13 protein-coding genes are annotated in these 21,152 nt (G+C 44.3%); 12 read left to right on the top strand and 1 reads right to left on the bottom strand.

Annotated elements, in window-relative coordinates:
* Positions 1–388: 388 nt before the first annotated feature.
* The 12 genes from QWY22_RS15380 to QWY22_RS15325 all read left to right on the top strand — a co-directional run bounded on the left by QWY22_RS15380 (position 389) and on the right by QWY22_RS15325 (position 19,444).
* Positions 389–1,558 (top strand): aminotransferase class I/II-fold pyridoxal phosphate-dependent enzyme, encoded by a 1,170-nt coding sequence (locus QWY22_RS15380; RefSeq protein ID WP_300981712.1) that lies wholly within the window; start codon positions 389–391, stop codon positions 1,556–1,558.
* Between the two features lie 40 nt (positions 1,559–1,598).
* Positions 1,599–3,218: a M20/M25/M40 family metallo-hydrolase gene (locus tag QWY22_RS15375; RefSeq protein ID WP_300981711.1), complete on the top strand. Its 1,620-nt coding sequence runs from the start codon at positions 1,599–1,601 to the stop codon at positions 3,216–3,218.
* A 564-nt stretch (positions 3,219–3,782) separates the two neighbouring features.
* Positions 3,783–4,682: a nuclease-related domain-containing protein gene (locus tag QWY22_RS15370; protein ID WP_300981710.1), complete on the top strand. Its 900-nt coding sequence runs from the start codon at positions 3,783–3,785 to the stop codon at positions 4,680–4,682.
* 418 nt (positions 4,683–5,100) lie between these two features.
* Positions 5,101–6,237 (top strand): mandelate racemase/muconate lactonizing enzyme family protein, encoded by a 1,137-nt coding sequence (locus QWY22_RS15365; protein WP_300981709.1) that lies wholly within the window; start codon positions 5,101–5,103, stop codon positions 6,235–6,237.
* Entirely contained in the window at positions 6,227–7,318 is a 1,092-nt protein-coding gene (locus tag QWY22_RS15360; protein WP_300981708.1) for an amidohydrolase, read from the top strand. The genes QWY22_RS15365 and QWY22_RS15360 overlap by 11 nt, the downstream gene beginning before the upstream one ends.
* 207 nt (positions 7,319–7,525) lie before the next feature.
* Complete coding sequence (locus QWY22_RS15355; protein WP_300981707.1) at positions 7,526–8,938, top strand: alanine/glycine:cation symporter family protein; 1,413 nt, start codon at positions 7,526–7,528, stop codon at positions 8,936–8,938.
* A 77-nt stretch (positions 8,939–9,015) separates the two neighbouring features.
* Positions 9,016–9,477 carry a VanZ family protein gene (locus tag QWY22_RS15350; protein WP_300981706.1) on the top strand — a complete coding sequence of 154 codons (462 nt, stop codon included), beginning with the start codon at positions 9,016–9,018 and terminating at the stop codon, positions 9,475–9,477.
* A 235-nt stretch (positions 9,478–9,712) separates the two neighbouring features.
* Positions 9,713–11,890 (top strand): 5'-nucleotidase C-terminal domain-containing protein, encoded by a 2,178-nt coding sequence (locus tag QWY22_RS15345; protein ID WP_300981705.1) that lies wholly within the window; start codon positions 9,713–9,715, stop codon positions 11,888–11,890.
* Positions 11,891–12,110: 220 nt separating this feature from the next.
* The gene (locus QWY22_RS15340; RefSeq protein WP_300981704.1) at positions 12,111–13,562 is read left to right on the top strand and encodes an N-acetylmuramoyl-L-alanine amidase; all 1,452 of its coding nucleotides are present in this window, start codon (positions 12,111–12,113) and stop codon (positions 13,560–13,562) included.
* Positions 13,563–13,717: 155 nt separating this feature from the next.
* The gene (locus QWY22_RS15335; protein WP_300981703.1) at positions 13,718–15,619 is read left to right on the top strand and encodes a S8 family peptidase; all 1,902 of its coding nucleotides are present in this window, start codon (positions 13,718–13,720) and stop codon (positions 15,617–15,619) included.
* A gap of 217 nt (positions 15,620–15,836) precedes the next feature.
* Positions 15,837–16,886 (top strand): C40 family peptidase, encoded by a 1,050-nt coding sequence (locus tag QWY22_RS15330; protein WP_300981702.1) that lies wholly within the window; start codon positions 15,837–15,839, stop codon positions 16,884–16,886.
* A gap of 551 nt (positions 16,887–17,437) precedes the next feature.
* On the top strand, positions 17,438–19,444 hold the full coding sequence (locus QWY22_RS15325) for an S-layer homology domain-containing protein (RefSeq protein ID WP_300981701.1): 2,007 nt from the start codon (positions 17,438–17,440) through the stop codon (positions 19,442–19,444).
* A 131-nt stretch (positions 19,445–19,575) separates the two neighbouring features.
* On the opposite strand, the gene QWY22_RS15320 is transcribed toward QWY22_RS15325, so the two are convergent.
* Positions 19,576–21,144: a hypothetical protein gene (locus tag QWY22_RS15320; protein WP_300981700.1), complete on the bottom strand. Its 1,569-nt coding sequence runs from the start codon at positions 21,142–21,144 to the stop codon at positions 19,576–19,578.
* Positions 21,145–21,152 lie beyond the last annotated feature (8 nt).

Genomic DNA, 21,152 nt, shown 5'->3' with positions numbered 1-21,152 from the left:
CTCCGGATCCTGTACAGGAGGTTATTTAGAGATGTCGCTTTTCTTGTTAGGCATGTCTGTTTAGGCTTCAATCGGAATAATATTCACTATTGATTCACAGAGAGACGCTCCAACCGGTTCGGCCACGAAGACTCCTGTGGGACAGCGAAAGCTGAAGACCCCGCAGGAACGTTAGTGACGAGGAGGCTGAAGCTGAGCCCACGGAAAGCGAAGTGGCCGGACCGGTTGGTTTTTATGCATCGCCATACATTTCATCTAGACTTTGTATACATTCTGAGCGGCTCAGCTTATGAGCCGCTTTTTTCTATATGGAAACAGTCTCTCTTTATTTTCCGGCAATTTGCAATATAATAGAGGAAAGCCAAAATACGGAATGGAGTTTTTGTTCATGCCACTTACATTGAATCCACGCGCAGAAGCGCTTCGTGTGTCAGGGATCCGCCAGTTTTTCAATCAGTTGGTGAATTACCCGGATGCCATCAATTTAACCATCGGCCAGCCGGATTTTCCGACGCCGGAACCGGTCAAAGAAGCCGGGAAAGCTGCCATTTCAGCCAATTTGACCGGATACACTCACAATGCAGGGCTCTTGGAGCTGCGCCAGGAAATTGCTGCGTTTTTCCAGGATACTTATGGACTTACATACAATCCGCAAACCGAGATCATTGCGACCAACGGCGCAAGCGAAGCGCTGGATGCGGTTTTCCGGACGATTCTTTTGGAAGGCGATGAAGTGATCATTCCGGCGCCGTGCTTTGCAGGCTACGAGCCGATTGTGGAATTGAACGGCGGCAAACCGGTTCTGCTCGATACATCAGAAACCGGGCTAGTGCCGACAGCGGAAGCCATCCGGGCGCTTGTCACGGAGAAAACAAAAGCAATCTTGTTTAATTTTCCGTCGAATCCGACAGGCGTCACATTGACGAAAGCCCAAATGGAACCGCTCGTGGAAGAACTCAGCAAACACGAGATTTTTGTTGTGACCGATGAAATCTACAGCGAAAATACATTTGCGGGCACACATACCTCTTTTGCCTGCTTTGATTCGATTCAAGACCGGACGTTCCTGGTCCACGGCTTGTCCAAGTCCCATTCGATGACGGGATGGCGCATGGGCTTTTTGCTGGGGCCGGAACAGTACGTGCAGCAAGTGCTGAAAGTGCATATGTACAATACGGTATGTGCATCGGTGCCGAGCCAGTACGCAGCGATCGAAGCGCTGAAAAACAACCGCGATGCACCGGAAGTGATGAACCGCGCATACCGCGAACGCTGCGATTTTGTGTACGGGAAACTGGTCGAAATGGGCCTGGAAGTTGTCAAACCGACAGGCGCCTTCTATATCTTCCCTTCCATTGCCAAATACGGCATGACGTCGTTTGAGTTTGCAACGGCTTTATTGAAAGAAGGGGGAGTCGCAGCTGTCCCGGGTTCGGCATTTACGAAAACCGGAGAAGGCTTCCTGCGGATTTCCTACGCCTATTCCATGGAGACGCTTGAACAGGCAATGGAGCGCATGGGCGACTGGCTGAAAACACTGGAAAGCAAAAGAAAGTAACATAAAGCAAGCGGAGCAGCATCAAGAGGAGGACATAGAGATGACAATATACTGGGGGACTCCCGAAAAGTTGCAGGAATTATTGATTGAACTGGTGAGCTGGAAAAGCATGACGCTGACAGAAGGTGAAGTCCAATTCGCCTATAAACTGAAAGAAAAGCTGGAGATGCTGCCATATTTCCAGCAATACCCGGAGCGCTTGTCGCTCAGCGCAGTGAACTGGGGGCGTGAAAACCTGACGGCGCTTTACAAACATCCGGAAGCGACGGACACGATTGTCCTGATCAGCCATTATGATACGGTGCATACTTCAGAGTACGGCGACTTGGAGCCGTTGGCCTGCAGCCCGCTGGAATTGGCGGAAGCGTTCAAAGGAGTGCAGGATGAATTGGATCCGGAAGCACAAGCAGATTTGCAGTCGGGTGAATACTTATTTGGCCGGGGCACGATGGATATGAAGGCGGGGCTTGCGCTTCATATGGCTTTAATCGAAAAAGCGGCAGCTGAAGAGTGGCCGATCAATCTGCTGCTGGTGACGGTGGCGGACGAAGAAGTAAATTCCGCCGGCATGCGCTACGGCGTTTCGAAACTGCTTGATCTGGAGCGGGAATTCGGCCTTGAGTATATTCTGTTTTTGAACGGCGAGCCCGTCTTTGCCCAATACCCGGGTGATATGGCTCATTACATCTACACGGGTTCGATCGGGAAAATCATGCCGTCGGCGCTCTTTTACGGCAAAGAAACCCATGTCGGCGAGCCGCTGTCTGGCATCACATCGAGCTACATTTCAACTTATTTGACGCACCGCATGGAATGGAACACCTCTTTCCGGGAAACGGTCTACGGGGAAACTACGCCGCTTCCGGTGACGCTGATGCAGCGTGATATGAAACTCGAGTACTCGGCGCAGACGCCTTATCGGACCAGCGCAATGTACAATGTCTTTTTAATGGAAAAAACCGCGGAAGAAGTGTTTGATCAATTCGAGAAAGTGGCCATTGAGGCGATGGAACATTGCACGCGTGATTATTTGGCGATGTGTGAGCGCGAAAACATCGAACCGCTAGGAGAAATCCGGGTTCTTCGCTTTGAAGAACTGATGAAATACGCCATCAACAAATTTGGCATCGATTACGTCAACGGGGCGCTTTACGACACGATGATGCATCCGGAATGGGACGTCCGCGACAAATCGATGCGCATTGTCGACATTCTTTTGATCAATTGCCAGGAACTGACGCCGGCAACGGTTCTGTTGTATGCACCGCCATATTACCCGGCAGTAAATTCATCGGAGAACGAACTCGTCAAGCGCTGCCTGGAGCAAGTGACGGCAAATGCCGAGGATAAATTCGGCCTGAAACTGCAGCAGATCCATTACTTCAACGGCATTTCTGATTTAAGCTATGTGAACTACACCGACCAAAACGGCGGCTGGATGACATACGAAAAAAACACGCCGGTTTACGGCGACCAATACAGCATTCCGTTCCAGGCAATGAAGCATTTGAAAGCGCCCGTGTTCAATGTTGGGCCATTCGGCAAAGATGCCCATAAGCGCACCGAACGGCTGCACATCAAAAATACCTTTGAAGAAATGCCGATTTTGCTGGAAGAAATGATTCTGTCGATTGCGGTGAAAAGTGCCATTAATGAATAATGGAGAGGAGACCTTCGCAGACAGCGGAGGTCTTTTTTTGTGGAAAGCTTTTGAGGGGACATTGATTGAAAGTGCTGTAACGCCGAAAGAAAACCGAAAAACATCGATAGCAATCAAATAAACACTGATAGAAACAGCGGAAGACACTATTAGGGATTTTCATGCATTTCGCCACAAGCGAAATGCGCCTTGTGTTTTAGAGGAGACCTTTGCAGTATGCAAAGGTCTTTTCCATTCAGGGGTTTTAGTGTTAAGAAGGCAGGCTTTTAGCAGAACTTCAGTAAGAAGTCCCCTAACTTCGAAAGAAACTTGAAAAACTTCGATAGGAATAAGAGAAACACCGGTAGAAACTGATGAAAACTTCGATAAAGACTTTCCTAAATGTCATTGACTCAAATAACTTAGATCTTCAAATCTCATTTTTCCTGTAAAATAGCACTTCAAAAATCATATTTGGATATTTATGGAATTTAAAGCTGTTGCTTGCTATAATAAAACATGGAGGTGAGAAAAATAATCATTAAGTATCGGAAGAGAACAGAGAAAATTGCAGGATATGAAGCTTTGCTAAAAAGATTGCCACCTAATCATGAAAGGAACGGTGCCATTCTCGAATTACTGAATTACGAGAATGCGGGGGCCGGAGGGGAAGAACGCGTGGATGACTTTCTTGCCTATTTTGAACCGGACTATCCGTATATCATCATCCAAGATTTATCCCTGCCGGACCGCAGCCAAATCGATACAGTCATTATTATGCAGGATCGGCTGCTAATATTGGAAATCAAAAACATCGGAGGGAAGTTGCGGCTTCAAACAAATCCGAGTGTATTACACCAATCTTTCCAAAATGGAAAACAGCGAGTTTTCAAAAGTCCAGTGGTTCAAGCAGAAACTGCAAAAATAAAAATGGAGAAGGTCCTAAAACAAATCAACTACCATTTGCCAGTTCAAATTGCTGTTATTATGGCTTATCCATCGCAAATAATTGAAAACGTGCCTCCTGATGCAACTGTCTGGATTGCAGACGAACTCTTTTTTCAACTCCACCGCCTGGATATTGACAATCGCCTTCTCACTGAAGAACAAATGAAGTCGCTTGGCGCACAATTGTTAGCGATTGATCAAAAATATCAGCCTTTTCCCCTAGCCCTAAACATGAGAATCAACCCCCAAGACATTCAAACCGGTGTTTATTGTCCGCGCTGTCGGCTTAGAAAAATGAAGCGCTTCGTGCGCAAATGGGAATGTGCACCATGCAATATATTTAGCAAGGACGCCCATTTAGATGCCATCGACGAATGGTTTATGCTCGTAAAATCAACCATCACCACCAAAGAATGCAAAACTTTTTTGGGATTAGAGACACTGGAAGCGGCACAAAGGGCATTAAGGCGAAAAAAATTAGAAGAAGTCGGTGGAAAAAGGCACCGGTTTTACAGGCAAAAACAGGAACACCGATAGAAACTGTCAAAACACATATAGAAAACTTGAAAACATCGATAGGAAACCTAAAAACACAGTTAGAAAGTAAAAAAGCACGGATAGAAATTGTAGAAAACATCGAAAGAGCCCCACCCTGCATTTTGCCATCAGCGAAATGCAATTTTAGTCTTCGAGGAGACCTTCGCATACAGCGAAGGTCTTTTCCATTCGAATCCCTTGATCTTAGCTCTTGGGAAGATGCTGCATACCAAAACACGGATAGAAAATCGAAAAACACCGGTAGAAACCAAGAAAATGCCGATAGAACCCAACGGAACAATCGATAGAACCCTACACACTTCTTCTCCTGTAAAACCTTAAAATAATCCTTCCTGTCCTATAACCCCACGTCACATTCATGTACAATTTAAGCTATACATAGTAGGAGGAGATTGTGATGAAGATTGTGAAGGCTGAAATTTACAGAGTGGAATTTCCGTTAAAGGAACCGTTTATCATTTCCTATGCGACGTATCCGAATATGCCGGCGGTCATTGTGAAGCTGGAAACGGATACTGGAATCTTCGGATACGGCGAAGCGGTGCCGGATGAACACGTCACCGGAGAGCAGGTCAGCGGGACATATGAAATCCTAAAGAACGTACTTGTTCCCAAAATTCTTGGCCAAAGCCCATTCGATATCGAAGGGATCCACCATCTCATGAATGCGGCCATCGCCCGAAACCCAGCCGCAAAAGCCGCAATTGACATTGCATGCTACGACTTGATGGGAAAAGCGGCAGGGCAGCCGGTCTATAACTTGATCGGCGGACAGGCGCATGAAGGTTTGCAGTATCCAAAAGTGCTCAGCATCGAAGCGCCGGAAATCATGGCGGAAAAAGCGAAACGGGCGATGGACCAAGGATTCAGCAGTTTGAAGCTGAAAGTGGGCGGCAGCGACTCGGCAACCGACATTGCACGCATTTATGCCGTACGGGAAGCGGTCGGGCCTTCTATGCCAATCCGCATCGATGTCAACCAGGGGTGGAAAACAGTCGGGCATGCGGTACAAACGATCAACCAATTAGCGGATGCTCATCTTACTTGGATTGAACAGCCGATTCGCATGGGCGACATCCGAGGGCTTGCGGATGTCCGCCGAAAAACCTCAACGCCGATCATGGCGGATGAAAGCGTCCAAACGATGGAAGATGTGCTCGAAATCATCCGGCTGGAAGCGGCCGATTACATCAACATTAAATTGATGAAATGCGGCGGCATCTTCCCGGCGATCCAAATGGCGAAAACAGCCGAAGCGGCGGGCATCATTGCCCAAATCGGTTCGATGGTGGAGTCGTCTGTCGGTTCTGCCGCCGGCTACCATGCCGTCATGGCGCGCCGCAATATCCAATCCGCGGAACTGACGGGGCCGCTCCTGTTCTCGGAAGAAATCGGCAACCTGGACTACCAATTGCCATACGTCAAGCTTTCGGGTGAACCCGGGCTCGGCATCCGGGTAGACGAAAGCCAGCTTCAAAAACTGACAGTCGCTTCTTGTATCGTGGAAGGGGAGGAACGGACAGATGGACAATAAAACGAAAATCCTGGAATACTTTGATCATTTCCATGCCCATCCGGAAGCAAGTTGGCAAGAAGTCGAAACGACGAAAAAGCTGGCGGAAATCATGGAAGACCTCCAAGTCAATTATCATACATTCGATGACGTGACAGGGTTGATTGCGGAAATCGGCGAAGGGGAACGAGTGGTCGCGGTCCGTGCCGATATTGATGCTTTGTGGCAGGAAGTGCGCGGGAAAGTCCAAGCGAACCATTCTTGCGGCCACGATGCCAATATGGCCATGGTTTTGGGTGCGCTGCTTTATTTGAAAGATGAACCACTGGCAAAACGCATCCGGTTCATTTTCCAGCCGGCAGAAGAAAAAGGCAACGGCTCGCTTGCCATGATTGAACGTGGGGCACTTGAAGAGGTGACGCATTTATACGGCGTGCATTTGCGCCCCATCGAGGAATTGCCGTTTGGCGAAGTTGCGCCTGCCATCCATCACGGATCCGGAATTTTCCTGAAAGGCAAAATCACCGGCGTAGATGCGCACGGTGCAAGACCGCATCAAGGGAAAAACGCCATTGATGTGCTTGTGGCCATCCATCAATTTGTAAAATCGATTTACTTTTCGCCGTTCGAATCGTATTCAGCGAAATTAACGAACATCCAGGCGGGCGGCGACTCGCTGAACATCATCCCGGGAAGCGCGGCCTTCGCCCTTGATGTGCGGTCGCAGTCCAATAGCCTGATGGCGGAACTGCGGCAGCGCATCGACGCGGGGCTCCAATCAATTGCAGCCCTGCACGAAGTGGATATCACCTGGGAGTGGGATGACTACACACCGGCAGCTGAAGTGTCGGACGAAGCGATGCAAATTGCCGACAGCGCCATCCGTTCCTTGTTGGGAGAGGAAAGAACTGGGCCACCTCTTGAAACGACGGGAGCCGATGATTTCCATTTCTACACGATCAAAAAGCCGGAACTGAAAGCGGCGATGCTTGGCATCGGGGCAGACCTTGCGCCTGGGCTTCACCATCCGGATATGGCATTCAATAAAGAGGCGCTCGATATCGGGGCGCGTGTCCTGGCTGAAACCTTGCGGAAAAGTTAAAAAGGTTTCTGCTATTTCTGTTCAGGGTATTGTACAAAAGTTGAAGTGCATCTAAGATTAAAACTTATGGTCAAAAAGTAATTATTCACATACGTGTTAATTATGAATGATCCGCTCACGCTTCATGGCAATAAATTTTCTTGGACTCCCAAGATTGCCGTGCAAACGTGGCAAGTAAGCAAAACTACAGCTACGAGGAGAAACTTTATGGACACTATTTTGGACGGGTTGACGTGGATCGTCGACGAAGGAAACAATTTATTATGGACGTATATTTTAATTGCGCTGCTCTTGGGGCTTGGCGTCTATTTTACTGTGCGCACGCGATTCGTGCAGATTCGCTTGTTCGGCGAAATGTTCCGTGTCATCACTGAGAAAAAAGACGGAGATGACGGCGTTTCGGCATTCCAGGCGTTTACGATTTCTACAGCATCGCGCGTAGGTACAGGAAATATCACCGGTGTGGCACTTGCCATTGCCATTGGGGGACCTGGAGCGGTTTTCTGGATGTGGATGGTCGCATTGATTGGAATGTCTACTGCATTTATCGAAAGTACATTGGCACAAGTATATAAAGTGAAAGACGGAGACCAATTCCGCGGCGGGCCGGCTTATTATATGGAAAAAGCGCTCGGCAATCGCAAACTGGGAATTATCTTCGCCATTCTTTTGACATTGGTTTTTGGGTTTATTTTTAACTCGGTGCAATCCAATACAATCGCCCAGTCATTTGGGGATGTCTTCAGTATTCCGGAATGGACGGTTGGCGTCGGGCTGGTCATTTTGACAGCATTGATCATTTTCGGCGGGGTTAAACGGATTGCGCACGTAACCCAAGTATTGGTGCCAGTTATGGCTGTCTTATACATATTGGTCGCATTTTATGTAGTCATCATGAACATCAGTGAAATTCCGGCAGTATTTGCATTGATCGTGAAAAGTGCATTCGGTCTGGAAGAAGCAGCGGGAGGCGCAATCGGCGCAGCCATCATGCAAGGTGTGCGCCGCGGCTTGTTCTCTAACGAAGCCGGGATGGGGTCGGTGCCGAACGCAGCAGCTGCTGCAAACGTATCGCATCCTGCCAAGCAAGGGCTTGTCCAAAGCCTGGGCGTCTTCTTTGACACCATTGTCATTTGTTCGGCGACTGCTTTTATCATCATTTTGGCCGGCATCTACAAAACAGGCGAACAAGAAGGCATTTTGCTGACGCAAGCTTCATTGAACGTGCACGTTGGCGACTGGGCGCCTTACTTCCTGGCCGCAGCCATTATGTTCTTTGCGTTCAGTTCAATCATCGGGAACTATTATTACGGGGAAACCAACATTGAATTTATCAATGCCCATACGACGTGGCTGACGGTTTACCGTTTCGGCGTATTGGCAATGGTCATGTTCGGTTCCTTGGCGCAAGTTGCACTGGTTTGGAATATGGCCGACTTGTTCATGGGCATCATGGCAGTCTTGAACTTAGTGGTGATTGCGCTGCTCGGCAAGACCGCTTTCAAAGTATTGAAGGATTACACCGATCAGCGAAAAGCCGGCAAGAATCCAGAGTTCTATGCCAAAAATATTCCGGGACTGAAAAATACGGAATGCTGGGGCGAACATAGCAGAGATTAATTTGAAAACACATTTGCCTTAAGGCGGATGTGTTTTTTTCTGCCTTGAAACAGGCGGAATCGTGGTACAATCCATGTATGAAAAAATTAATCGTTTTTGTTATTTTATTTATTGTATTGTTTGTATCTTCCGGCCAAACTTACGAAGAACAGACCTTGATTCCGGCGTTGGAAAAGTATTTGCCTTCCGAGCCGTTCAAAGAGACACTCAGCCATTTGCAAATTCCTTATTGGGGCACATACGTATCCGTTGAAGAAAGGGGTTATTACCAATTTGTCGAGTTTCTGCTGCGCAAAGGGGCCCATGTTGGGATGTTCGGTTTGATTGCGCTGGCGGTGCTGAACTTATTGCCAAAACCGAGAGTTTGGCTTGCTTTTGTGATTACAGCAGCGATTGCGTTAGCAGATGAATTTCATCAGTCTTTAACAGGCGGACGTACGCCCACTATGCAAGATGTCCTACTTGATAGCTTTGGAGCCTTAATATTCTTGGGTATTTGGACATTATGGGATAAACGCAAAAGAAAAACACATGATTAAAAGCGATACGAGACTATTCTCGTATCGCTTTTTTAGCATTAAAGAAGATAAGAATAAGTGGAAATCCTCCGTTTAAAACAAGTAAATATAATAGATATCTAACTTTTAAAACAAGATATTGAAATATTCGATGAAAACTTGTAAAGCTTTAGTAAATAATGTAGAGGAGCTATCAGAATTTTGGTAAAATAAAAGAGCACTCTAATAGACCTATTCCTTAAGGAGGAAAAAACACATGGTTAGTATCATGAAAAACAAAAAGTTTATTGCTTCTGCAGTAGCGGCGGCAGCGGTAGCGACAGCAGTATCACCGGCATCAGCAGCGGAGATGAAATTTACCGACGTGCCAGACCGTTATACAGAAGCAGTTCAATTTTTGTTTGATTTAGGGATTGTAGCAGGGGAATCAGAAACAAAATTTGGCACTCAAAACAGTGTGAAACGCCAGGATGCAGCGGTTATGATTGCTAAAGCACTAGGTTATACGAAAGACGGCGATTACGCTAAGTCAGCATTTACCGATGTGCCGGCCGATATTAAATGGGCAGTGGACGCATTAGCTGAAAAAGGAATCGTCCATGGGAAAACCGCTACAAGTTTCGGTGCCAAAGATCCGCTTACACGCAACGAAACAGCAAAAATCCTAGCGATTGCAGCTGGATTCGAAATTGACCAAGATCTGAAAGAAACACAGTTTACTGACGTCAACGAGCGATTTGCAAAATACGTAGACGCTTTAGTTAAAAATAAAATTACCGTTGGAAAAACGGCTACACAATTTGCTGCCAATCAACCGGTGACACGTGGGGAAGCTGCGCTGTTCCTACACCGGTCAGCAGAACAATTAATGGGTGAGAAGACTTTCCCATTATCAATTATGCACGTTAACGATACACATGCCCGTGCTGCAGAGTCTACTAAAATGGTGACAGCAGTAAAAGATTTCCGTGCAGAAAACCCAAATTCACTTCTTTTGCATGCAGGCGACGTATTCTCTGGTACTTTATATTTCAATGAATTCCAAGGAAAAGCAGATCTTGAAATAATGAAATTGATGAATTTCGATGCGATGACTTTTGGAAACCATGAATTTGACTTGGGTTCGTCAGAGGAAGGACATAAAGCGTTGCAAGAATTTATAAAGGCAGCAAACTTCCCATTCGTTTCAGCGAATGTGGATTTCTCTAAAGATCCATTGTTCGAAGGTTTGTTCCAAACAAAAATAACGGAAGATGCAAAAGATGCGAATATCTACACTGGGATTGTGAAAGAAGTGAATGGCGAGAAAGTCGGCATTTTCGGTTTGACAACAAAAGAAACGGAAGACATCGCAAGTCCTGAACTTGTTTCGTTCAATGAAGATTATCTTGAAGATGCACAGAAAATGGTCGATGAATTTGAAAAAATGGGTGTGAATAAAGTTGTTGCCTTGACACATATCGGCTATGACGATAACCCGGCAATCGACAACGACTTGTTATTGGCAAAAGGGGTTGAAGGCATTGACGTAATTGTTGGAGGACATACCCACACCGCATTGGCTAAACCGGTAATTATTGAAGAAAACGAAGAACCTACTGTTATTGTACAAACCGGCGCTAATGCAGAAAACTTAGGGACATTAGATGTGGTATTTGATAAAGAAGGTGCAGTCTTGTCCTTTGAAGGTGAATTACTTCCATTGAAAGACCTTGCAGCAGATGCACAAGCAACCGCAGTCTTGGCTCCATTTAAAACGGAAGTAGATAAAATTTCTAATCAGGAAACTTCTGCAACAGCGACAGCAGCGCTCGAAAATCCACGTACGAGCGATAATCCAAGCGCACCAAGTGTACGCAAAAATGAAACTGCTTTAGGTAATATCATTACCGATGGCATGCTAGCAAAGGCAAAAGAAAGTAATGAAAATGTTGTGATGGCGATCCAGAACGGTGGCGGAATCCGGGCAGCGATTGATGCTGGTCCAATCACGGTAGGTGAAATCATTACAGTTCTTCCGTTCACCAATACCTTGGCTACAATGCAAATAACAGGGGCTGAATTGAAAGAAGCGTTCGAAATAAGTGTAGGAAAATACCCATTGGAAAATGGCGGATTCTTGCATGTTTCTGGTGCGAAAGTGGAATTTGATTCTTCTAAACCAGCAGGGGAACGTGTAGTTTCAATTGCAATCGAAGGAGAAAATGGTGCATTGAATCCTGTAGAAGACGCTACTACGTATACAATAGCAACCAATGCCTTTACAGCTAAAGGCGGAGACGACTACGATGTATTTGCAAAAGCTTATGCTGAAGGTCGAGTAACTGATTTGGGGCTTTCGGATTGGGAGAATTTCAAAGAAGAATTGGAGAGAATTGGCGAAGTTACACCAGCTATCGAAGGCCGTATTGTAGACGTTAACGCTGAAAACTAATACGGGAAAAGTATTAAAAAAGAGTATTCAGAAATTGAAAAAAATATGTTATATTCCAAAACCCTGTCTAACCATTAGACAGGGTTTTGTGACTTTAAGACTACTAAACTCATTAAAAAGAACCATTTTTTCCTCTAAATAATCCTAATGATACATAGAATTTTAGAAATATTTAGGTTATTGTATGAGAAGACATAAATTTCTTAGGGGGAAAAGAGTCTTGAAAAAATGGATATTAATGCTTATTTTTGTACTGATTGCTTCAGTACTTATTCCGCACCAAAGCCAAGTGAATGCAAGCACTAATTTAAATGATATATCTGCAAATCACCGTGCATATAAAGAAATTATGTACTTAGTGGACCGCAGCATTGTGAATGGATACGATGATGGAAGTTTCAAACCTCTAAAACAAGTAACTCGTGGCGAGGCAGCCGCCATGCTTGGAAGGGCTTTGAAATTGGACGGAACTAAAAAAGGAACGCATTTTTCAGATGTCGGTTCAAATAACATGGCATCAGGATACATAGTCGCACTAGTCAATAAAGGAATAATTTCAGGTTATTCTGATGGAACTTTCCGTCCGAATAACGTATTGAATCGTGGAGAAATGGCTATACTATTGAATCGGGCATTTAATTTTGGTGGTCAAAACGCAACTACTGCTGCGGCGGCGTTGATGCAAAAAGGAATTGCGCAAGGATATCCAGACGGATCTTTTGGCGCGCAAGAAAAAATTGTCCGCGCTGATTTCTCCATATTTCTGGCTCGCAGCTTGAATGAGAGCTTCCGTATAAAATCAGACGAAGTTTCTTTTAGTACAACGATGTATGTAAACACCGGATCGGACACATTGAACTTACGAAAAGGTCCTGGCACTTCTTATGCATCAATCAGCAGTTTAAAAAGTGGTACAGCCGTAGCCGTAGCGAGTTCAGCAAGTGGCTGGTCTCATATTAAAGTAAATGGTGTTATTGGCTATGTTTCCACTAGCTATCTTTCAACTTCGAAACCGTCTGTTTCTCCAAATCCAATACCAGTCGTTAAAAGCAATTTAACGGTTATTATCGATCCTGGGCATGGCGGCAAAGACCCAGGTGCTACCGGCAATGGGTTCTTAGAAAAGAATGTGGTATTAAACATCGGCAAACACATGCAAGATTATATTGAGAAGACACCGATAAATGTGAAAATGACACGCGAAACAGATAAATTTGTTGAGTTAGCCGATCGTGCAAAATTTGCTTCCAGAAATGACGGCGATGTATTTGTCAGCATTCATACTAATGCGCTGAACGGTTCTGCAAATGGCCAGGAGACTTTCTATTATGCAAGCACGGCGGCCGTAAATCCAAATGTCAAATCTTCTCGTGCACTGTCCATTTATCTGCAGGCGCGCATGCAGGAAGTATGGGATTTAAAGAATCGTGGAGTCAAGGCAGGGAACTACCAGGTGCTTCGCCAAAATACAGTCCCGGCTGCTTTAGTGGAAATTGGCTTTATTGATAGTACAACAGACATTCAGTACATTAAAGATGAAGCAGACCGCAAAGCGATGGGGAAAGCGTTATTCCTTGGAACGTTAGATTATTTTTATCATTATGAAGGCCGTACTGATGTACTGCCATATTATAAAACGGTAGGTGCGGCACCTAGTTATAAGCGTCATTAAAAATAGATTGCTCCTGTGGACATGCTGTCTACAGGAGTTTTTAATTACACGGAAGCACACTTAAGAAAATTATAGCCAATTCTGTAACTTTTGAATGGTTTATTAAAATCGGGGATAAGGTATTATGGGAATATAGATAGAAATGAGGGATGGTCATGATAAAATACGCTACACTGCTATTGGCTTTATCTATTTCTTTAATGCTTCCTGCTTATGCGTTTGCAGAAGAGCCGGATACATACTTGATCCATGCTTCAGAAGAGCAATTGGAACAGATTACAGCACAATTTAATACTGTTTTAAAAGAATACGATGAAGTTCCGTTAGTCGAACTGAAATTGACAAAGGAAGAGAAGACCAGTTTAAAAGAGCAATTTTCAACTGCAGAAATTTATCCAAATCGAATCTATGAGACAACAGCTGACATTGTTTCTCCTTCCTTCACGACTACAAAAAGCTCTCCGACTTTAGCTGCTCCTTATACAGGCCAAGGAATTCGTGTAGCCGTCCTAGATACAGGGATTGATACTGATCATTCAGATTTGGCAGTAGCAGGAGGGGTTTGTACAGCTGATGATTGTGCAGCTAAAATTCCATACGATGATAATTTTGGTCATGGGACTCATGTTGCTGGCATCATTGCTGCTAAGAAAAACAATGCTGGGATTATCGGGATAGCTCCGAACGTTAAATTATTTGCTATAAAGGCGATGGATAGCCAAGGCGCAGGAACAACAGCTCAAGTTACCAAAGGTGTCGAATGGGCAATCAAAAATAAAATAGATATATTAAACTTAAGCTTATCGATTTCCGAACATGATCGTCCATTAGAGCTGATGCTGCAAGAAGCCAGCAAAAAAGGAATGCTCATTGTAGCTGCTGCCGGCAATGAAGGCGGAGACGGCGGGACGAATACCGTCACTTATCCTGGAAAGTATTCTCCAGTTATTGCAGTCAGCGCATTAACTAGCGATTTAAAAAAAGAAAAACATTCTTCAATGGGGCCGGAGGTGGAACTTGCTGCTCCAGGAGCTGATATTTTTAGTACATTTCCAAGAGAACTGGATAATGTAGACTATGTCGTAGACGGCTACCAAAACTTGACTGGGACATCGATGGCAGCCCCGCATGTTACAGGAATTCTCGCCTTGTATAAAGAACAACACGCTGCTTTATCTCATACAAAATTGCGGGAAATTCTTCGGAGCACCGCCAAAGATTTAGGGACGGCTGGGCGCGATATTTCGTTTGGCTATGGCCTGGTTCAATATGAAAAAGAGATTAAAACCATGCCATTGGTTGAAACAAAAGTAGTAAAAGGAAAAGTAAGCTTAACATTAAAAAATAAAGAGTTGGCAAGCAATTGGACAATAAAAGAAGGGACTGCTACGTTGCCTGAAACAGAGCCCGGTAAGTGGGTTTTATACAAAACCAAAGGTACTTATCCATTGACCTTCAGCTACACGGATAAAAATGGAATAAAGAAAAACGAAGTGTTATCTATTAAAGTCACCGAACCCGCTTTTCCAGACGTCACAATGGCTGTTTGGTACGCACCACATATCAGCTACTTATACAGCAACAATTTTATGAGTGGCTACTTGGATGGGAGCTTCAAACCAAACCGTGAAATCAAACGTGGAGAAGCAATGATCTTACTCGGAAGAGCCCAAGGATTCAATGGGGCATCACGAACTACCAAGTTTACAGATGTCGGAGCTAATCACTCAGCTGCGGGGTATATTCAAAGCGCGTATGAAAAAGGAATTATTCAAGGCTACCCTGACGGAAGCTTTCGGCCGGATCAATCGGTTACTCGAGCTGAAATGGCTTTGTTGATCCAAAATGTTTTCCAATTTAAGTTTGATCCCGCTTTAGCACCTCCATTTATTGATGTAAAGCCAGAGCAAGCAAGTTACAAAGCCATACAAGCAATCACCCAGAACAAGGTTACCGCAGGCTATTCTGCCACTACTTTTGCACCTGATAAAATGATGAACCGCTATGCCTTTGGCGTCTTTTTAGCCAGAGCGAAAAACCCGAGTTTCATTAAGTAAAGAATGAAGAGTTGCATCTGATTATTCAGGTGCAACTTCTTTTTTTATCCTCTTATACATACTTTTAAACCATAAAATAGGAAATGTTACACAATTGTAATATTATCGTAACCTAATTTTGGCATTCTATTGTTAGAATCAAACACAGGTTAAGACAACAGAAAGATTTCAAAAAGGCAGATGGCCTGGAATCGCCAAAACTATTAGAGGTGACGAATTGAAGAAGCGAATAATTATGATGATAGTAGCTGTGTTAATGATAACAGCTAGTCCGTTATTGCCAACTAAAGCAGAAGCCAGTGGTGCCACAGCAGATGAAATAGCTGCATATGCCCAAAAATTTAAAGGTACTCCGTACAAATTTGGAGGAACAACTCCATCGGGATTTGATTGCTCTGGGTACATCCGTTATGTATTTGATCATTTTGGCGTGTCATTGCCAAGGACCGCTGCTGAACAAGCTAAAGTGGGAACAGCGGTAGCCAAGAGCAATTTACAAAAAGGGGATTTAGTATTTTTTGCCAATACATATAAAAAAGGCATTTCTCATACCGGAATATACTTAGGAAATGGCAACGTTATCTCAGCAGAAAGCGGCGGGGTGAAAGTCTCAAATATCAACACAAACCCATATTGGGGACCAAAATATGCTAGTGCTACGCGTGTTATCAGTCCTGCCCCAGTCAAAACATCAGCTCCAAAAGCTTTGCCGCCAGTAACGAATGGCAATTTTGTAGACGTTAAGACCACTCATCCGGCTTATGTAGCAATTAAAAGTTTAAATGTATCGGGAGTCATCAGCGGATTCGAAAAACAGGATTTTCGCCCGGCAGAAAAAGTGACGCGAGGACAGGCAGCTGCCATGATCAACCGCGTATTGCAGTTGAAGCCAGCCAAAACGGTTCGCTTCAAAGATGTCTCCACTAGCCATAAATTTGCTAAGGATATAGCGGCAATGAACGAAGCGGGAATTCTCTTAGGCTATACAAACGGCTCTTACGGTGTATATGATTCTTTGACAAAGTCGCAATTGGCCGTCATTCTCGAAAGAGCCTTTGCCATCTCAGAATCAAGAAAAGTTCAAGTTCAAACAGCCTCCGTAAAATACTTAGACATTCCGACCACGTATTGGGCGCATAAGCCAATAGTGACGTTGAAAGCAATTGATCAAACAACCGTGTTCAATACTTCTAGGTTTTATGCAAACAAAGAGGCTAACCGTTCAGAATTTGCAGCAGCACTTTACAGTGTAATCCAAGCAAAATAAGTACTTCTCAAAAGAACCGATTGCTCCTAGCAATCGGTTCTTTCAGCTTGTTGAGAAAGATATAGAAAAAATTCCCCTTAGAATATCTCCGATATTCCGCAAACCAGCTGCGCTTGCCGCGGGCGAGCGCCAAGCCTCCTCAGCCGCTGCGCGTCTTGCGGGGTCTCGGCTGTCTCGCTTTCCCGCAGGCGTCTTCGCTGGTTTGCTCCATATCGACAGTGAACTGTGAATAAAAAGCATGTATACTCATCCACTCTTTCTAATAAAAAGAATTCTTTATTATAAGAGTGAGCCGAATGTAGCGGAAAGCGTCCACTTAGAGTGAAATGGCTTAGAGAATGAAAAGTTTCTCGACAGCCTGAAAGAACCGATTGCTCCCAGCAATCGGTTCTTTATTTGTATGTCATAAGACCTTGTTTTTCTTTAGAAAATAAAAAAAGACAAATTTTCTTATGAGTAATGGCTCTTTATTAACATAGATACCATAAAAAACCTTTTTTATAGGATAAAAATGCTTTACACTGAAACTAGACAGAATTGAGGAGGGCGAAATGAGAAGTATTAGTAGAATAGTTGCGTCTATTTTGTTGTTAGCGGGAGTTCTGGGGTTCGCATCAACAACTCAGGCTAGCGACATAGTACCAGGCAGTGCCCTGGAAAAAGAAATGCAAGCCATGATTGATCAAGGAATCCTGCACGGATATGGAAATGGAGTGTACAAACCGAAGGATAAAGTAACGCGTGAGCAATTCGCTGCCTTTATCAACCGGGCTTTAAAGTTGCCTGCCGGGATACATAACTTCAAAGATGTACCGATGAATTCCCAATTATCCGCTGACATCGGAGCAGTTTACACCGCTGGTTTAATGGCAGGACTAGATGACTCCACGTTTAAGCCGACCACCTTAATCACTCGCGAACAAATGGCTCAAACTTTAAACAATGTTTTGGAATACAGCAATATGGAACTAAAAGAAAAGCGCGTGAGCTTCTCGGATGAAAGAGACTTTGTTTCTTCAGGGGGGATTAAAGCCGTTTATCATATTTTGCATTATGGAATTACTGCAGGAATACCGGATGGCAAAGGCGGATTGAAATTTGCGCCAAAGGACAGCACAACACGTGAGCAGGCAGCCGCTTTCATCTACCGCTTCCTTGAAGCGAAAAAAGCTGTCCCAGCTCCAGAACCGCCAGCATCTGAAAATCCAGCCCCAGTTCCTAATGATGATAACTTGTATTACCTGGGATATGTAGAAAAAGGAATTTTTGTGAAACAAGAGTATGGTCATAAAGACTATGCAAGTGCAGCAGCATCATTTAAAGCGGTTCCTTCAGCAAAAGCGATCCTTCGCGGAGATGAAATACTTCACATTAGGTCAGGTATTGCTTACGGTGATCGTGTATTAAATGGCCAAAAGCAAGTCACCACCATTTACTACGATCCAGCATTTAAAAAGCAAGCCACTTATATCGAGCATGGCCGAGAAATCGGTTATATCGATTCAACCGCTGAGTACGTCAAAGTACAAGTGGGTGGAACTGTTGGTTACGCAAAGCAAAGTGAAGTGGATTTTCTCCCGGATGAACTTATGACCCACCAAGACTACTATATGGTGAACCAGTGGGGTACCTTGAATCATTACCAGTACAATTACGTAACAAAGACACGTGGAAGCTTTTCCATCGGTCCAGCACCAACAGGGATGAAAGCGAATGTCACATACTTTAGCCGTGATGGTATTCATTTTGAGTCAGGGTCAACTGTCTTGACGCATTATCCTTACTTCCAGTACCAGTCTGTACGCACAAAAACGAGTTACACAGCTGAAGAGTTGGATCGTTTCATCATGGAACGCTTAACAGCACTAAATAACTCTTCAAGTACGTATAAAGATGCAGTGAAGCGATCAAAATTGATTGGAACAGGACGATACTTTATTGCCATGCAAGAAAAGTACAATATCAATGCATTGTTCATGTTGTCTGCTGCCATGCATGAAAGCGAAAATGGCATGAGCGGCAATGCCCAAACCAAGAATAATCTGTTTGGCATACGAGTATTTGATGGATCGCCACACGAAGGAACAGTATATGCAAAAGCAGAAAACAGCATTGATGCGTTTGCACGCGAATACATGAACCGCAATTACGTTAATCCGAACGGTACTTATGCGAATGGGGCATCTCCAGGGAATAAGACAACCGGTTTGAACGTCAGTTATGCTTCTGACCCGACGTGGGGTTCAAAAGTGGCGGGACATATGTTCCGCATTGATTTGGCACTTGGCAAAAAAGACATCAATAAATATAAACTGGGAATCACCAATACGGCTTTGACCAAAGTGCGTAAAACGCCTCAAGGTGAGTTGCTGTATACTTACAAACGTGAGTACTTGGGTGTCGAAAATGCATTCGGCTATCCGGTTGTGATTCTTGATACAGCAAAACACACCGATGGATACATCTGGTACAAAATCATTTCCGATTTAAACCCGGAACACGATACCAACAATGGTGTTGGATGGGTCCGTTCCGATTTAGTAGATCTGATCAATTAAGATAAAAAAGAACCAGCATACTTGCTGGTTCTTTTTTATGAATTCAGGAAGATAAGGAAATGTTTCATCCGCTGTTCCGTCGAATATAAATATAAAAAGCCGTCCATAGGATGCGGACGGCTTGAATTTATTCACATTAGATTGGTCACTTTTTCAATCAGTTCGATACCTTCTGCATCCAAGTACTTCAACTTGGATTCAATCAGTTCGTCAAAATAGGGATTTCGTTCCATTTCAAGTTCTTCAAATAATGCTTGCGTTTCGAGTAAATCGACTAAAGTGAGTTGGGGGTAGTCATCACCGCTGAATGTACCGTCAGGTCGTGCCTGGTACCAAAGATCGCCGTTCTCACGAATCCATCCGCCTTCATTTTGCCCGAATTGTTCAATGCCTTTAACAACTTGAGTAGCTGCATCCAAATACTTGCTGTCGTTCGTTCGTTCATAGGCGGTAAGCAAAATTTTCAAGCCCCCTAGTTCGTGGTTCAATGACGCATGAGTTAAGGGGGTTTCCGGATCTTCGTCAAAGTAATCAACAATTAAAAAACCGTCTTCTGCTTGAATAATTTCATTTTTCTCAATGCGGCTCAATAGATAATCCGCATACACCACGACAGCAAATTGCTCTTGGTCAATGTCGTCAGGGTATTGCTCAGCAGTATTATCGAGATAGAACGCGACGTATTCATTAAAGCGAGTATCAACATACGGAGCTTTCAAGCCGTAAGCATTCTTTAACCACATGCTGGTGTATTCGGTCGGCCAACGTGTGCCTTCAAATTCATCAAGGTAATTCAATAAGTTGACGCGGGAATTCAAGACCATCGATTCGAAAAAGAGGGAAGGCGATCGCTCATTCCATTGCAGAGCGACTTCGTCTTCAAAACGTCCCATGGCGCGGCCATAACCCATTTTTGTGCCAGGTTCTATAGAAAATGGCAATTTAGTAAATGGCCCCTCTGCAGTCAACCAGTTCAACTGCATCGTTTGATTGTTTAATGCAAACTCAATCCATTCTTGCTCAATCTCTTCATTTGTAAAAAGTGGACTTTGAGTTAAGAGTACCCAAGATTCTGCGGTACGGTTAGGCATCAGCCAAAAGTTCTTTTGAAGGGTGTCTTCAGTCAGTTCAAGTTCACGGACCTCTTTATGCAACTCCTTCAGGCGGCTAACTTGCTGCCCATCATAAGCAGTTTCAAGACTTTCGGAAATATAAACATTGCCCTGGAGAACTTCTCCATCCGCATAAGATATAGCGCCAAATGGATTAACGGTAGGATCTACGCCGAAATCATTATGGTAAGGATGGTTGATCACTTCGGGATTCCAGTCTGTCAGTTCGCCATTTTTTAGTCCGGATAATTCGCTCGATACCGGAATAGGCAGCCAACTGGCATTGGACAATTGTTCAAATACAAACTCTGTACCGTTTCCAAGTGTTCGTTCCGTTATTTCGTATGTACCCATTGTTAGTCCGAAGAGTTTCAGATGTGCAAAGTAGGTTTGATCCACTGCATTTTCAATGGTTTTTTCAGTGGTTTCAATTTCTGAAAAAGACAGTAAAGCTGGTTTTTTCAAAGTCAGTGCCAAATTACTGTTTTTATAAAATAGGACCTCGTCTTTTATAAGAACGAAAGCCCCAAGAGCCAAGGCTAATACTAAAACCAAAGCTCCTATTCCAAAGGCAATTTTCTTTATCATTTTTCCAC

Source organism: Planococcus liqunii (assembly GCF_030413595.1).
Lineage (GTDB): Bacteria > Bacillota > Bacilli > Bacillales_A > Planococcaceae > Planococcus > Planococcus liqunii.
The sequence above is the reverse complement of the archived record's forward strand: the minus strand, read 5'-3'. Positions and strand labels throughout refer to the sequence as shown.